The sequence below is a fragment of the Nostoc sp. KVJ20 genome (genome assembly GCF_001712795.1).
GTDB lineage: Bacteria > Cyanobacteriota > Cyanobacteriia > Cyanobacteriales > Nostocaceae > Nostoc.
This window is the reverse complement of sequence record NZ_KV757624.1, coordinates 1-15,276: the sequence shown is the minus strand read 5'-3', so window position 1 is coordinate 15,276 and position 15,276 is coordinate 1. Positions and strand designations below refer to the sequence as shown.

Genomic DNA, 15,276 nt, shown 5'->3' with positions numbered 1-15,276 from the left:
TACCATGATTAAGTTGTACAGTGCGTAAGTCCTAATTACTTATTACTTATTACTCCTAACTCCTAACTCTTGGGGCGAAAATTCGGCAGTTCTACAGATGCCAATGACTTACGCCCCTTGGGTGGACGCTGGGGATAAACTACTGGTGAAGGTGACTTGTCATCATTGGTATTATCACCTAATAACTCTGAAGACAAATCACTTGCTGACAATTGCGAAACTTCTGACCAGTAGTCTTCAGTTTCTCCAACAGGCGTCTTGGTGTGAGGTGGAGTGGAGGAAATCGGTAAGTTATTGGCTGGTGAAATCACAGAATCCGTCGTCCAAGAATTAGAGGTAGTTGCAGGGGAATCTATTTCTGCCTCCAACTGCTCCTTCTGTGGATTTTCTAGTTCTTCATCGTCTTCTAAGATTGTTGCTAAAGTCTCCCAGATGGGCGCATCACCTACATCCGTTGTCGCAGTAGGTGGTGGTGATGCCGATGTAGGCTGGGAAGTAAAAAACATTTGGATTAGACTATCTAATTGTTGATCTAAATTTGATGAACCCAAAGGTGAAACAACTTCCGTTGTATCTGAAGAATCATCAATGTCTGGAGATGATCCTGGCTGTGTTGGTGCTGGCGTATCTTTCTTAACTGTCCAGTTCCAAGGAGATGATGGCGTCGGAGTGGCTTCATTTCTTTGGAATGGGATTGGTGCTGAGGGTTCGCCCCAAGAATTATCTAGATTATCAGTCAAAGATTCTGATTCTGCTGACCAAGGTTGAATTGGATGTGCATTCGGAAACAAAGACCGAGCTTTTCTAGAGAATCTTCCTTGTCCACTAGTTATATCTTTAGGATGTTTTGCAGCATCCTCTAGGGAGTCATAGCTAGGAACCGATGTATCTAAACATTTTTCTAGAGCTGCTTTGAATTGCAACGTCTGGCGTTGTTGTCGCATCAGTCTAGTACGTAACTCCCGACAAGCCGTTTCTGACTGTAATAGCTGCTGGGATTGTTCGCTATTGTTAGTGTGTAACAACGTACATTCTCGCTCTAGCTGGGCAAGGCGTTGTTGGCTAATTTGTAACTGTGCTTTATAAGTATCAATGAAAATTTCCTGGCGTTGAACAGTTTGTACAGCAGTTTCTAATTGTTGAAATAGAGACTTTATCTGTTCTTGAGCCGCCGCTAGTTCCTGAGTCTGTTGGTTGAGCATCGACTCACTAACGCTAGAACGCGTTTTCTGCCACTGCAAAACCTTTTCTGACTCAGTTAGGTTGTCTTTTAGCTGCTCTACTTGTTCATACAAGTTATTGTTAGCTGCACGTAATTCTTCGTTCAATGCCAGCAGGTTTTGAAATTCCGAGTCAATAAGTGCTTGTTTGCCGCTTTCAGGCTCTGCAACCCAGTCCTGCTGGGCGGTATCTTGTGAAAATTGTGTATCTTCAGCTGGCATGAGGAGTGGCAGTTTTCTAACTGTCATATTGTCATTAGGCACAACTGAGTAAAAGGGACAACTCGCCTGCTCTGATTGTGGCGAATTAGCAGAATTTAGGGATTCCATCACAGCCCCCTTGTTTGAGGTGTCAGCTTCATTCATCACTCTTGACTCACCCGCTTAAAAATATTCAGCAGTGCTGGCATTAGCATTGCTTATCAACTGTGTCTAATCAGGGTTTGCTCTAGAAGCTAAGTTTAACTCTCTCCAAGCACCAGCAATTAATCATCAATTGGTGTTCCCCATTTTGTATCTAGACTGATGCCGTTATAACACTATGATGCTCTGCCCCGTCAAGAAGAGGTGGAAGGGGAACTCGGGCCGCCTTCGAGGATAGGTGGGAGGGAGAAGAAACCCGATACGTTAAAAACGAAACTTTATTAGCTAATGAAATTTTTCTACATGAAAAACTGCCTCACCTTATAGTTTATTTTTTACAACCGCATCCGTCTTAAGACACAAATCAAAAATGTCTCCTTCAACACAATTTGTACTGACTTATTTCTTACTTAAGATAGATGTCCGTACAAGTATCTACTATTCGATGATAATTCTGTCATCTGAGCGATCGCTATTTAATGTCGGCAAACAACTAAGAGCTTCTGCCATAACTGCAATGTTAGGAAATAATAACAAATACGAATATATACTTATAAATTTTTCTTAAAAGGGTAATAAATAATATAAGTAAAATAATGAATTTTTTTTAAAGACTAATTTCAACTTGGTACGGGCTTTTTTCTCGGTAAATACAGCCCTAGCAAGCAATTCCAGCCTTAGTTAGTGAGGGGCTTTTTGTATTAACTTGCCTTCAATATGTCAAGTTTGTTTAATGAGTACAAGAAAATTGTCTAAAGTATACTTGACTACTTATCAATATTATTTACATTGTATATTTATTAGCAAAAACTTTATCCTAATCAAGTATTAATACGGATATCAATTTTAATTGACTTATTAAAGAATAATTGTATTAACCGAGTTTTCCACTAGCAATAAAGTAGTTATAAAGACCATAATTACTGCCTATTTATATAAATGTGGCGCGAAATAAAGCGTTGTGGCAGTTAGGTTTTTCCAAAAAATCCAAATTTAAAATAGGGGTGCTAAAGATGACTGACGTACTTGCAATGGGCGCAAATATACAGCAAAAAACTGCACAATTACCGCTGGTTGCAGAAAATTTTGACAGTTTTTGGGATAAAGAAATCAGACCGTTATTCACAGATGAATCTCTATCTTTTAAGGTGAAAACTCTTAACGGAAAATATGTCAAGTACGTCAACTTGGATAATGGAGCTACAACCACTCCCTTTGCAACCCTTAAGCAGCATGTGGACGAAATGCTTGACACTTATGGCAGTGTGCATCGAGGTTCTGGGCAAAAGTCCATCATAACTACACGAGAATATGACGCTAGTCGGAACGTGATTCGGGACTTTGTAGGGTCATCTTCAGACAACTATGTAATCTTTGCGAAGAATACAACAGAAGCAATTAACGGAGCCGCCACACTGTGGGCAAAAAAACCTGGGAAAATCTTAGTTTCTGATATCGAACATTCATCCAACCTACTACCTTGGGTCACTAGAGATGAAGTTGTGCAGTACAGAACCCAGCCGGATGGAAGTGTAAGTGTTACAGAAATTGAAGATATCTTCAAGGCACACCAAAATCTCCCCGAAGCCGAGCAAATTAAGTTAGTAACTATTACAGGTGCTTCGACAATTACAGGTTACAGACCCCCGATTTACGAAATTGCAGCTTTAGCACATCGGTATGGTGCAAAGATATTTGCCGATGTGTGTCAGTTAATTCAGCATGAACAAGTAAACATGGGTGCAGATGATGACCCATGTCATTTAGATTTTGTAGCTTTTTCTGGACACAAGATGTACGCGCCTTATGGAACTGGGGTTTTGCTGGGGCCAAAGGAATTTTTTGATAGTTCCTACCCTTATCAAATCGGGGGTGGCAACCTGCCTTATATCACCAGAAATCTAGAAATCAAGCGTTTTTATACAGAACGGGCCCATGACCCCGGAACACCAAACGCAATGGGTGCGATCGCCATTGCCAAGGCAATTGAAATTATTGAAGGATTAGGGCGCGATCGCATTGCTCAGTATGAACACTCTCTAGTTGAATTCACATATACACGGCTGGGGCTGATTCCTGGGGTCAAAGTACATATTCCCGGAGATAACTTAGCCCATGTTATTCCCTTTGATATTGATGGGTTTGATGGACGCTTAGTGGCAGAAATTCTGGCACAAGAATACGGCATTGGGGTTCGGGCTGGGGCTTTCTGCACTTATGAATACATTCGCAAGCTCAAGAATATTTCAGACGAGCAAGACTGTGAGATTGCCAAGGAAGTAGACAGAGGAATTACGCGCAACATTCCTAGTATTATCCGAGCCAGCTTTGCTGTATATAATACATTGGAAGACTGCGATCGCTTTATAGATGCGATCGCTCAAATAGCTAAAAACGGATTGACTCATTATTTGCCCAACTACACACAAGATCAGACAACTGGTGTTTGGACAGCGATAGACAGCTAGTAGTCTGCCAACCCAAAAATGCTAAGTGAGGACTGGGGAAAGGGGAAAGGGAAAAGGGTAAGGGATTTAAACCCTTTACCCATTCCCCCTTCCCCTTTAAAGAGCCAAGTTCACTTGGCGAACTACTAGTATTTTTAGGGCATGGGGCATGGGGCATTGGAAAGAGACAAGTAAGAAGCTTGTTCAATAATTCTTCCTCATCTCTTCCTGCTCCTTAGTTTTCTGTGTCTTAATTACGAATTACGTTAGCGCAGCGTTAGCGACGCAGGAGCGTCATTACGAATTACGAATTAAAAGGGGGTAATAGCTTGAGCGATGAAAACCTCTTTGACCAAGAGGATTATCTACAGGCACGGGTTGATCAGTGCATCTGGCAAAAAAGTACAGATGCAGGTATTTCGCGCCAGCACTTTCTGAAAATACTAGCCACTATGGTTGGCGCAACAGCCATTGGAGGATTAGCTAAACCCGCACCGGCTCATAGTCAGGCAGCTATTAAAACTAAAGGCAGCAAAATACTTAAGCCATTGCCACCAGGGTATATCTCTCATAGCAAAGGCACATTAGAGATGAATTGGGAAGCGATGTATGGGCGTGGTTATTTAGTACCAAATGATTGGTTCTATGTTCACAACCGCCATACACCCCCCCCTTTTGACCCGATTACATGGCGTTTGCAGATTCACGGAACTGGCGTTTCTGCCCCCTGCGAGTTCACTTACGATGAAATCGTTGCGATGCCGTCCATCTCAGTCACTTGTGCCATTGAGTGTGCTGCTAATGGTCGGCGCTTCTTTGAAGAGGCTTACAACACACCACTCTCTGGAGCAAAATGGAGACTTGGAGCTATTGGCGTAGCTGAGTGGACTGGTGTACCGCTTGGTATGTTATTAGAGCGAGCTGGATTGAAAACCACAGCGAAAGATGTACTAGTTGAGGGTGCAGATGTGGATTCGCTGGACTCAAAGGGGACGAATAAATCCAAGTTCAGCAATGTAGTTCCAATTAGTAAGGCATTAGCAGATAATTCCCTCGTTGTCTATGCAATGAATGGAGAAGCATTACCTCCAGATCACGGTCAGCCTTGCCGTGTCTTATTCCCTGGTTGGGGAGGAAACGCCAACGTTAAATGGATTGAGCGGATTGAAGTTTCGGAAACACCGATATATACCCAGTGGGTGACAGAGCAAATGGTGCTGGTTGGTGCAGATTATCCAGCGATCGCACCATATAAAGGTAAGCTGATTACCTACCAAAATGTTAAAAGCGCTTTCGAGTTGGCTTGGCCCGCTACGCTTTCGGCTCGAACTCACTTGCTGCGTGGACGTTCTTGGTCTGGGAAAGGAAAGATTGTCCGTGTGGAAGTTAGCCTAGATGGCGGTAAAACTTGGCAATTTGCACGACTGAGAGAACCAAACTTTCCATTTGCATGGGTACGCTGGGACATTGAATGGAACCCAATTCCTGGGGAATATTTTCTCCAAGCTCGTGCTACTGACAACTTAGGTAATACACAACCGACTACAGTTCCGTGGAATGATTCTGGATTGCTATACGGAGGCATTGTTAGCCATCCGGTGACAGTACAGGGAGTTAGTCAACAAACAGGGAGTAGGGAACAGGGAGTAGGGAGTAGGGAAGACGGCATTGGTCGGGGCTTGAAACCCCGACCAATGCTATCGTCTTGAAAGACGGGGCTTGTAACGAAGCTGGTTGTTGGGGCTAGTTTTTCCCCTACTCCCTACTCCCTACTCCCGCCCCAACGGGGCTTGGTCATTAGTCATTAGTCATTAGTCATTTGTTGATGCTCAATGCCTACTCAGCACTATCAGTTCTCTAGAAAAAGACCTATTTATGATTGATTATAGTTGGTTGATTTTAGTGACGGGGGGTCTCATATCTGGAGTCATAGCTGGACTTTTAGGAATAGGTGGCGGTATTGTCACAATTCCTCTTTTAGTCACACTAGGTTATACTCCCGTTCAGGCGATCGCTACTAGTAGCCTTGCTATTGTGATTACTTCAATTTCTGGAAGTTTGCAAAATTGGTGGATGGGCTACTTTGACTTTAAACGAGTAATTTACTTAGGAATTCCAGCTTTTCTAACTACTGGAATAGGTGTATATTTCGCCAATAAAATTCCATCTTATATAATACTTTTTACATTTGGTATCATACTACTTGCTAATATTTATCTGATTGAGCTTCGCAAGCAATTGGCCTTCAAGGAAACAGAGGATACAGCCCCAGCATTTAACCCATTGGTTTCTAAAATCGGCACTGGGGGAGCAGCAGGAATTTTAGCAGGTTTATTCGGTTTAGGTGGCGGTACAATTATGGTGCCACTGCAAATGTTGCTATTAGGAGAAGACATTAAAGTAGCAATTCAAACTAGTTTGGGTGTAATTGTCATAACTGCTTTAGCTGCCTGCACAGGACACACACTAGAGGGAAATATTCTATTTGTTCAAGGTATAGTTTTGGGATGTGGAGGTCTTTTAGGCGTTCAGATGAGTACTCGCACATTACCAAAACTACCAGATTCCACAGTAAGCTTAGTACTTCGCATCTTCTTAGGAATACTATCAATTTATATTTTTTGGGAAGCTTGGACAAATTATCAATTCATGGTTTTAAAATCTCCAGTAAATGAAAATTTGTTAGCTTTTTACCAAGAAAGAGTCATGAGAATTCTTAGTTCGTAGTTAAAAACTCTTTATCGAACAGAATTCAGGAGTCAGGAGTAGGAGAGATTTCTCCCTTCTTCATAAATGCCCGAACCTTCTAAATACTGTCAGAAGTAAGGGTTAAACCCGGATTTCTCACTCATAGTGTGGGAGGTTTGTTGCTTTTTCTATCTCCCCACACTCCCCACACTTATTGGATTTCTCACAAGTGAGAAATCCAGGTTTAAGACCCTCCTCTCCTGCCTCCTTCGTCAAGGTAGCCACCGGGGATGAAACCCAGCTAAGGGAAGTTGTTCTGGTCTAATTTCAACTGTCGCAGCATCGGCGATGGGTAACAAAGGCATTAACCACAGGCTACTGGTATCGATCGCATCTCCATCATCAGTTTTCAAAGTGTTGGGGGGCAATGATGCTGGGGGATTTGTCTGCGGTACTACTTGGTCAAATAACAAGCCCAAACCGTCGGCAGATAAACTCATTTGCACATTCCGTTGAGCGGGAGGCAGTACTAGCAGTGGTTTTTGTTGTCCGCTTTTCAGATCAATTGCCACCACATAAGGCTGTTCTATATATTGTTCCTTGGATACTAGCTGTGTTAGCAAGCAGTAGAGAGTGGGTGAGGCAATGTCAAATTGGCAGCTGAGAATTGAGCCTGTAGTTTTTAATAGTTGTTTCTGCACACCTTGGTTTGTCACTAAAAACAAATCTCGTGTGTAATCTGTATTAAACTTTACCATCGCGGCTTGAGAGCCATCTTTGGAGAAAGCCTGTACCAAACCAAACTGCGGCAGAAAATCTAGGGGTTTACTAGCATCACCTTGCAGTGGTAGAATTGCTGCCCCTTGTCCTTGAGCAACTGCTACGGCTTGACTATCGGGTGTGATCATAAAGTCTCCCCCAGGTTGGCTTTGCAGACGTTTAGGGGTGGGTTTTTCTGCTGAACCGTCGCTGGTTGCTGGCATAAACCATAGTCCAAAGTCGCCGGGATTAGTTTTGTTTCCCCGCTGGATGACAATAGTTTCCCCATCAGGTGATAAGTCAAATTTGAGATTTTGATAATCTTTACTATCTAAAATCAGGTCAACTCTACCTGCTGGTTCTACTTCTTCTCCAGATTTACCAGAAACGCCTGTTGTCACTGTGTACAGCTGGGCTGAAAGTAAGTCTTGGTTGTTGCTGGTGCGAGCAGAAAATAAAATTTTCTCGCCGTCAGGAAACGATTCAAAGTCCATTACTACCAAATCTTTGGGGGTAAGTACCCTTTTTTGCTCTTCGGTTAAGTTGTAAAGAACTAATCTTCCCTGTTCTTCTTGATTGGTTCCGATGTAAAGGATGACGCGATCGCGTGTGCGGAAGCTACCTGTAAAGGCCTGTATCACCCGATTTTTGCCTTCTTGCTGGGCAAACTTATCTTTGGCTCCCTGTAACTGCACTTTATAATTCGTGCCATAAGGTGCTGGTGTCACCAGCGTATAAACCATCCGCCGCCCTGCCCAACTGAATTTACCTGCTAGAGGTGGCTCAATTTTTAAGTTCTCCTCTACGCTTTTTACTTCCATTGGGCGGCTAAAGGTGAGAGTGAAGGAGTTATCTTCTGCCCCAATTTGTTGATTTTGCCAGGTAAATTCCCGGACACGAGCAGTTACCACATCACCTTGCAATATGAGTAACCCAATCAACACACTCAGCAGTAGCATTAGTGCGATCGCTATCCGATCCAGTGGTTGAATAAATGCTTTAGATTTAGTCATTGATTATTGGGCATTGGGCATGGGGCATTGGGCATTGGGCATTGGTCGTTAGTCATCCACAAATGACAAAGGACTAATGACAAATGACTAATAACTATAAGGATTCTCCGGTTGAGGAATCTTTTTGAGAGAGGTAGCGGCAATGGTAAGTTTGCGTTTATCTCCCAAACTTTCTGTCACCATTTGTCCTTCGACTTCCAGCCAGGTATCAGCGGGGTAACGCTCTTGATTATTTTGTAGTTTAACGGGCAATCCCACAGGGTAAGCATCTGCTGCACAGCAAGTTAGGACAAATCGTGCTAAAAACAAATATTCTTTTCCTATATCGGGTGGGTGGATCACAAATCCCTGCACCTTGACTTTTTGCCCTGTATATGCATCTGGTTCTGGATAGACGTTGAGGGTGCGTACCCAGTCTACGAGCGATCGCTCCTCTGGACGAACAGTCACCCGAAAGGCTTGAGGTTTAACACGTGTGCTTCCCAATAAATCAGTAGTCACACCCCCTTGGAGTGCTTTATCACTAGCAAAAACTTGCGGTGTAATAATAAAACCCAGAATCACTGTAATCAACAAAAAAGCACTGCCCCAACCAGGGGGAAATAAACTAATATGCTGCATGTTTGGCGTCACATCACGGCGACGCCGTTTCCAAAGTTCCTGCATCTTGAATAAACCAATAATGATGAAGCCGATACCAGCCACAATCACTAACCCAAAGAAATTTGGGTGAATCAATAGGTTAAGCTTGTTAGTTTGCCAATATCTCAACATCAAAACACCCCAAGCTGTAATTGCTAGGGCATCCAGCCAAGGGAGTAACAGATTTAGGATTTTAGATTTGGGATTTTTGTTAGTCATTGGTTATTAGTCATTGGTCATTAGTCATTAGTCATTAACAAAGGACAAATGACTAATAATTTATTAAAAGACGTGCAAGTTCAGGAAAAGAGTGAACAAAAATGTCAACTGTGCTGCTATGGCAAATAAGTAAAAGATAGTTTTGGGTTTAAAAATAGATAACATCAAACCAACGCTTTTGATGTCAATCATTGGCCCAAAGACGAGAAATGCCAACAATGAACCACTGCTAAAGGTTGAGGCGAAAGATAGAGCAAAGAAAGAATCGACTGTAGAACAAATTGACACTACTACTGCTAATATCAGCATCACCAGAATTGAGGTAATAGGCCCAGCACCCAAACTGAGGATTAAGTCACGGGGGGCTAGGACTTGAATAGCCGCAGCGATCGCACTTCCTAAAATCATCACTCCGCCCAATTCTCGCAATTCTTGGATGCTATTATCCACCACTAGGCGCAGTTTATCTCCAAGCGGTTTACTGGCTGTAGAGATTAAGGTAGGCGGTACTAAATTAGGATCTATCCGCAGAGGTATACCTGCTTTTCCTCCTAAGATATAAGTCCCGGATTGCAAGAGATTCGGTACAGGTGCTTCCTGTTGTACTTGATAACGCTTACCACGGCGTTTGGTTTCAGGTTGTGCGGGTGGATTATACTTCAAATAACGAGCGATCGCAGGTTGGACTATGGGATTTAAGTCCTTTTGAAAACTGAAAACAAAACCGATAATTGTGGCAATGGATAAAGAAAATACGACTCGTAAGACCACTATTTCGGGCTGATCTCGAAATGCTGTCCAAGTTGCCCAAATTACAATTGGGTTAATTGTTGGTGCTGCGAGCAAAAAACCAATTGCGACTGGTGTGGGTACTCCCTGCATTAAGAACCGCCGCGCTACTGGTACATTCCCGCACTCACACACCGGAAATAAAAAGCCGATCATGCTGCCAACTAAAGCACCCAGCAGCGGATTTGTGGGCATTTTTTCTACTAATTTGCGCTCATCAACAAAAAATAGCAGCAAACTGGAGAATAAAACCCCAAGAAGCAAAAAAGGCATCGCCTCGACTAGCAGACTTAAAAATAGCGTAAAACCATTGTTCAATTGATTCATGGGCGTCGCAGTCAAAAGCGGTTTTTAGTTTTAGGGTTCTGCCTAGTCATTCTATCGAAATGGGGATCAAAAGCAGTTCGGGAAAATTAAACATCATTTAAGTAGCAAGTTATCCTACGTTTCAAATAGCGCTTAAACGCTACAAACCTTTGCTTTAGGCAAGATAGTAATTTTTACCTGAGTGCATTTACTGACGATGACCATTTCTAAGATTGTCTAAGTTCAGAAATTGTTCCGATCTAGAGGGCAAGTAGCTGCATAGATTATTTTAAGTTACCTATGTTTATACTTACAGTAATTTGCTGGATAAGATATTAGCTTGGCTGTATTTTCATCAAGTATTTACAGTTATTGAACATTTGCGGTAGGCGTAGCCCGTCGTAGGCATCGCTGTTGGTTGTTACGTTCATTGATTTTGGCTAGTTATGGCAAAATCTGATCTGAGCTTTGGTTGATTTTTTACTATAAAAACTCTAAAAATGCAAGACCACAGTTTAGCAAACACAAAATATAGCAGGAGGCAGGAGGCTGGAGGCTGGAGGCAGAAGGCAGAAGGCTGGAGGCAGGAGGTAAAAGTATTACTATTCCTAGCCTTGGGGTTTTCAAAATGTCCTAACCTATGTGGCTACGGCTATATAACAATATGGTTCAGTTAAGGGCTAAGTGTACAAAATTGTGGGTTTTCTAGACGCGATAAATCGCCGTCTCTACAAGTATTTTGGTCTTATCTGAACCGTATTGGGCTATATAAGACAATTTAGATCCCCGACTTCTTTAAGAAATCGGGGATCTACTTCACTAATTCACGATTATTTTGTAGCATCGTGATTATTTACGTTTTGGTGGAATTCCCCAAATCTTGATTTGTTGGTCAAATCCACCACTGGCAAGAATTTTACCATTTGGACTAAAAGCGATCGCACTTACCCAGTCTGTATGTCCACTTAGTGTATTTACCAACTCGCCTGTAGTTAAATTCCACAATTTAATCCCATCCCTGCCAGCACTAGCAAGGGTTTGTCCATCGGGATTAATGGCGATCGCATTTACCCAGTTATTATGTCCTGTAAGGGTACGGACTATTTCTCCAGTATTAATATTCCACAGTTTGACTGTGCGATCGCGGCTTGCACTAACTAATGTTTGTCCATCTGGTGTAAACATAACAGCGCTAACACCATTAGAATGAGCTGGCAATTCACTAACTAATTGACCAGTACTCAAATTCCACAGCTTGATTACACCCTTATTATCACCACTAGCCAAGGTCTGCCCATCTGGACTAATAGCTAGGGTATAAATCAAATTATCAAAGCGTACTAGAGTTCCTAGAGGGCGTTGCTGGAGCAAATCCCATATACGAATCCCATCTAAAGCTCCACTAATGAGAACTTTACTATCAGGAGACACCGCTAAAGATAAGACGTTACTGGTATGTCCGACAAAAGAGCGGCTAAATTTAAAATTTTTCAGGCTCCAGAGGTTAATCGTGTTGTCATTACTACAGCTAACGAGGGTTTGACCATCTGGCGAAATCACTAAAGATTCTACAGATGTTTTGTGTGCTTTGTTAATATCCGCCAACTTTTTGCCGTTTGCTGAATTCCAGAGGCGAATTATACCCTCGTTTTCTGCACCTCCACTCACAAGTATTCTGCTATCTGGACTAAAAGCGAGGGATTTAACGGTTCCTTTATGTCCTTTGAGTGTGTAAAGTAATTGGGCATTACCAAAGCTGCTGGTAGGTTGGGAATTTGGCGTTACTTCAACGGCAGCATGAGCTTGATGAATGTAAAACCCTCCCCAGGTAGTCACTGGAAGGGCAACAGCTGCCATAAATGCCAGGATAATATACGGACGCAGAAAATTACCCCCACCTCTTCCCTCACTACTCACTCTTTTTCCTCACTTTTATAGATACGTTTACCCCAATACATTTTGCAGAGTTATTTCATCAATAACTCTGCATATCCTAAAGAGGTGGTTTTTTCTTAGAAATGCTTAACATTGGTAAAGGCGGACTAGAAGAACGAGAGGGCAAATAATGTTGCACTACGCGTTCCTCTGGTAAGGGACGACGCTGCTGGACACGCCACAACTTAAAGCCGAGCGCTATCCCTGCTGTTCCCAAACCAAAAGCGAACAATGACCAGCTATCATTCAAACCGCCAATCAGGGCATCCATAACGCCCATCGTCATCAATACACTGACTATTGGCTCTTTTCGGTAAGTTGACTTCAAAAAACGAGGTAATACAGCATTCATCACAGCTTGGTTGGTTCCAGTTCACCTTTTGTGTATATTTACCCAGAATACCTCACCCGTCATTTGCCTTTCTCATCGAAGGCAGGGATTAATTATGATTTTCTTTAGTAGGGGAGGAAGTTTACTCATTAATTGCCTTGCATATATTAGTTGCAAGTCTATGATATTTCAATCACTAATAGGTATTTCCATTCCTCTCTTGCTTACATTCTAGGTCAATTATTTATAAATAAGTCTAATTAAAGTATCGAGGGTGAAGTACTTGGCTATCAATTGTTAAAGTCAAAACCAACTGGTTGTTCCAGCTGGTTGAAACTCTTTTAATTACTAGCTTACAACTTCAATATCGTGCTTGTTGATGGCACTACTTCAGACCCAGCCATGATAGCACCCCTTGATTGGTGACATATTCAATCACTAACATCAAAGCGAAGCCAATCATTGCAGCTCGACCATTCAAGCGTTCGGCATATTCGTTAAAGCCAAACTTAGGCTCCTCTAGTTTAGGTGTAATCGTTGGTTGTGTTTGTGTCATTTTTAAGAAACCTTTTTCGGCAAACGGGACATGATATCAGACTTCGCAGCAGAAGTCGGGGAAAGTGGTGATAAGCGGTAAAGGTTAAAGGAATAGATTCGTTTTTCCCCTTAACTTTTACCTTACACTTGGTAGCTTAAAAGCTGATTGCAGTGCTTGAATACCAAGATGACTTGAGAAATTCAGCAATAGCTTCCTAGTCGGGAGCTATACAATCGGTCTTTTAATAAATTGTTACTATTCTTTATATATTGTATAAATACTGGGGCAATAGTCAAGGGCAAGAGTTTGGGCTACTCAGATTGAATTGAGAAACTTAGAACAGAGATTAGCTATCTCTAATACAGCTATCTCTAATACTGAAGTAGCAAGACAGAAGTAGCAAGCTTGAGATTGGCAGGCTACAGTTAAACAAAAAAAATATCAGAGGCGATATATGGAAATCGGCGTTCCCAAGGAAAATAAGGATCAAGAATTTCGTGTAGGTTTAAGTCCTTCTAGCGTGCGGGTGCTGCGAGAAAATGGTCATAGCATCTTCGTCGAGACGCAAGCAGGTAATGGTGCTGGATTCTCTGATGACGACTACAAAAGTGCTGGAGCCGAGATTGTCCCCACGTCAGAAACAGCTTGGAATAGAGAATTGGTTGTTAAAGTTAAAGAGCCGCTGACATCTGAGTATAAATTTTTGCAGAAAGGGCAGATATTATTTACTTATTTACATTTAGCAGCCGATCGCAAATTGACAGAGCATTTAATTGATTGTGGCACTTGTGCGATCGCTTACGAAACTGTAGAACAACCTGGTGCTAACAAACTACCCTTGCTCACGCCCATGAGCATAATTGCCGGTCGGCTAGCAGTACAATTTGGGGCCAGATTCCTAGAACGTCAGCAAGGTGGTAGAGGCGTACTTTTGGGTGGTGTACCTGGTGTGAAACCGGGCAAAGTAGTAATTTTAGGTGGCGGCGTTGTCGGCACAGAAGCAGCTAAAATTGCCGTGGGTATGGGTGCTAGCGTCCAGATTTTAGATGTGAGCGTCGAGCGCTTATCTTATTTAGAAACCTTATTTGGCTCTAGAGTCGAATTGCTTTACAGCAACTCAGCCCATATTGAAGCCGCAGTCATTGAAGCAGATTTGCTCATCGGTGCAGTTTTAGTGTTAGGACGCAGAGCGCCAATATTAGTATCTCGCCAATTGGTCAAACAAATGCGTCCTGGTTCTGTAATAGTTGATGTAGCCGTTGACCAAGGTGGTTGCATAGAAACCTTACATCCCACATCCCACACTAATCCGGTATACATTGAAGAGGGCGTGGTGCATTATGGCGTTCCCAATATGCCAGGAGCAGTACCTTGGACAGCAACTCAGGCACTTAATAATAGTACATTACCTTATGTTGTCCAGTTGGCAAATTTGGGAATTATGGCACTGGAAGTTAACCCAGCATTAGCTAAGGGTGTGAACGTGCGGAATCATCATTTAGTGCATCCGGCTGTGCAAGAGGTATTCCCTGATTTGGTAAATTAAGGTTTGCAAGTGCTAGGCGATCGCTTATTTTTATAGTGGTAGCGATCGCTGGTTAGACTAATTTTCTTGCTTAATGCGCGGATGGGTAGGTGTACAAAATGAGATGGGGCAAAAAAACCTGTATGCTCCATCTATACAAGGCTTTGAGGGCAATGGTACTTTTAAACCATCCGCGCACCTTATGGGGACTGGTTTTCAGCGATTTGTATCTTGTGTTATGACTATTCCCTGTGCTATGATTCACTCATTCGCGCAACTGCACCTTGAAAACCAAATACAGCAAGGCTTTTGGACGCCAGCGATTGCAATTAATCAAAATCCCTATTAGGGATTGAAACTTTTAATGTGCATATTAGCGCCTCCTTTGGTTCTCATTGCAATTAATCAAAATCCCTATTAGGGATTGAAACTATTTTGGCTTTGACTATCCCTATATTGCCGGGAATATTGCAATTAATCAAAATCCCTATTAACCCAAGT

Annotated in this window: 12 protein-coding genes; 5 read left to right on the top strand and 7 right to left on the bottom strand. The window is 42.4% G+C overall.

Translation table 11 applies throughout. From position 1 onward, the window contains the following. Nucleotides 1–62: 62 nt before the first annotated feature. A complete protein-coding gene (locus A4S05_RS17190; protein ID WP_069071018.1) occupies nt 63–1,586 on the bottom strand; it encodes a hypothetical protein in 1,524 nt (507 codons plus the stop codon). A 367-nt stretch (nt 1,587–1,953) separates the two neighbouring features. Between A4S05_RS17190 and A4S05_RS40345 the strand changes: the two genes are divergently transcribed. The 4 genes from A4S05_RS40345 to A4S05_RS17175 all read left to right on the top strand — a co-directional run bounded on the left by A4S05_RS40345 (nt 1,954) and on the right by A4S05_RS17175 (nt 6,757). Further along, nucleotides 1,954–2,151 carry a hypothetical protein gene (locus A4S05_RS40345; protein WP_141699735.1) on the top strand — a complete coding sequence of 66 codons (198 nt, stop codon included), beginning with the start codon at nt 1,954–1,956 and terminating at the stop codon, nt 2,149–2,151. A gap of 445 nt (nt 2,152–2,596) precedes the next feature. After that, complete coding sequence (locus tag A4S05_RS17185; protein WP_069071017.1) at nt 2,597–4,051, top strand: aminotransferase class V-fold PLP-dependent enzyme; 1,455 nt, start codon at nt 2,597–2,599, stop codon at nt 4,049–4,051. Between the two features lie 308 nt (nt 4,052–4,359). Then, the gene (locus A4S05_RS17180; protein ID WP_084227139.1) at nt 4,360–5,739 is read left to right on the top strand and encodes a sulfite oxidase; all 1,380 of its coding nucleotides are present in this window, start codon (nt 4,360–4,362) and stop codon (nt 5,737–5,739) included. A gap of 166 nt (nt 5,740–5,905) precedes the next feature. After that, entirely contained in the window at nt 5,906–6,757 is an 852-nt protein-coding gene (locus A4S05_RS17175; protein ID WP_256091011.1) for a sulfite exporter TauE/SafE family protein, read from the top strand. Between the two features lie 233 nt (nt 6,758–6,990). Here A4S05_RS17175 and A4S05_RS17170 read toward each other — a convergent pair whose 3' ends face one another. The 6 genes from A4S05_RS17170 to A4S05_RS40340 form a co-directional block, all read right to left on the bottom strand. Next, nucleotides 6,991–8,490 (bottom strand): Ig-like domain-containing domain, encoded by a 1,500-nt coding sequence (locus tag A4S05_RS17170; RefSeq protein ID WP_069071016.1) that lies wholly within the window; start codon nt 8,488–8,490, stop codon nt 6,991–6,993. An 87-nt stretch (nt 8,491–8,577) separates the two neighbouring features. Further along, the gene (locus A4S05_RS17165) at nt 8,578–9,351 is read right to left on the bottom strand and encodes a TIGR03943 family putative permease subunit (RefSeq protein ID WP_069071015.1); all 774 of its coding nucleotides are present in this window, start codon (nt 9,349–9,351) and stop codon (nt 8,578–8,580) included. 63 nt (nt 9,352–9,414) lie between these two features. Further along, nucleotides 9,415–10,467: a permease gene (locus tag A4S05_RS17160; RefSeq protein ID WP_069071014.1), complete on the bottom strand. Its 1,053-nt coding sequence runs from the start codon at nt 10,465–10,467 to the stop codon at nt 9,415–9,417. Between the two features lie 828 nt (nt 10,468–11,295). Further along, nucleotides 11,296–12,303: a WD40 repeat domain-containing protein gene (locus A4S05_RS17155; protein ID WP_069071029.1), complete on the bottom strand. Its 1,008-nt coding sequence runs from the start codon at nt 12,301–12,303 to the stop codon at nt 11,296–11,298. A 136-nt stretch (nt 12,304–12,439) separates the two neighbouring features. Beyond that, a complete protein-coding gene (locus tag A4S05_RS17150) occupies nt 12,440–12,733 on the bottom strand; it encodes a hypothetical protein (protein ID WP_069071013.1) in 294 nt (97 codons plus the stop codon). A gap of 364 nt (nt 12,734–13,097) precedes the next feature. Then, the gene (locus A4S05_RS40340) at nt 13,098–13,268 is read right to left on the bottom strand and encodes a chlorophyll a/b-binding protein (protein WP_012410338.1); all 171 of its coding nucleotides are present in this window, start codon (nt 13,266–13,268) and stop codon (nt 13,098–13,100) included. A 436-nt stretch (nt 13,269–13,704) separates the two neighbouring features. Here A4S05_RS40340 and ald point away from each other — a divergent pair, with 436 nt between their 5' ends. Continuing rightward, nucleotides 13,705–14,796: an alanine dehydrogenase gene (gene ald / locus A4S05_RS17145; RefSeq protein WP_069071012.1), complete on the top strand. Its 1,092-nt coding sequence runs from the start codon at nt 13,705–13,707 to the stop codon at nt 14,794–14,796. The last annotated feature ends 480 nt before the right edge of the window (nt 14,797–15,276 follow it).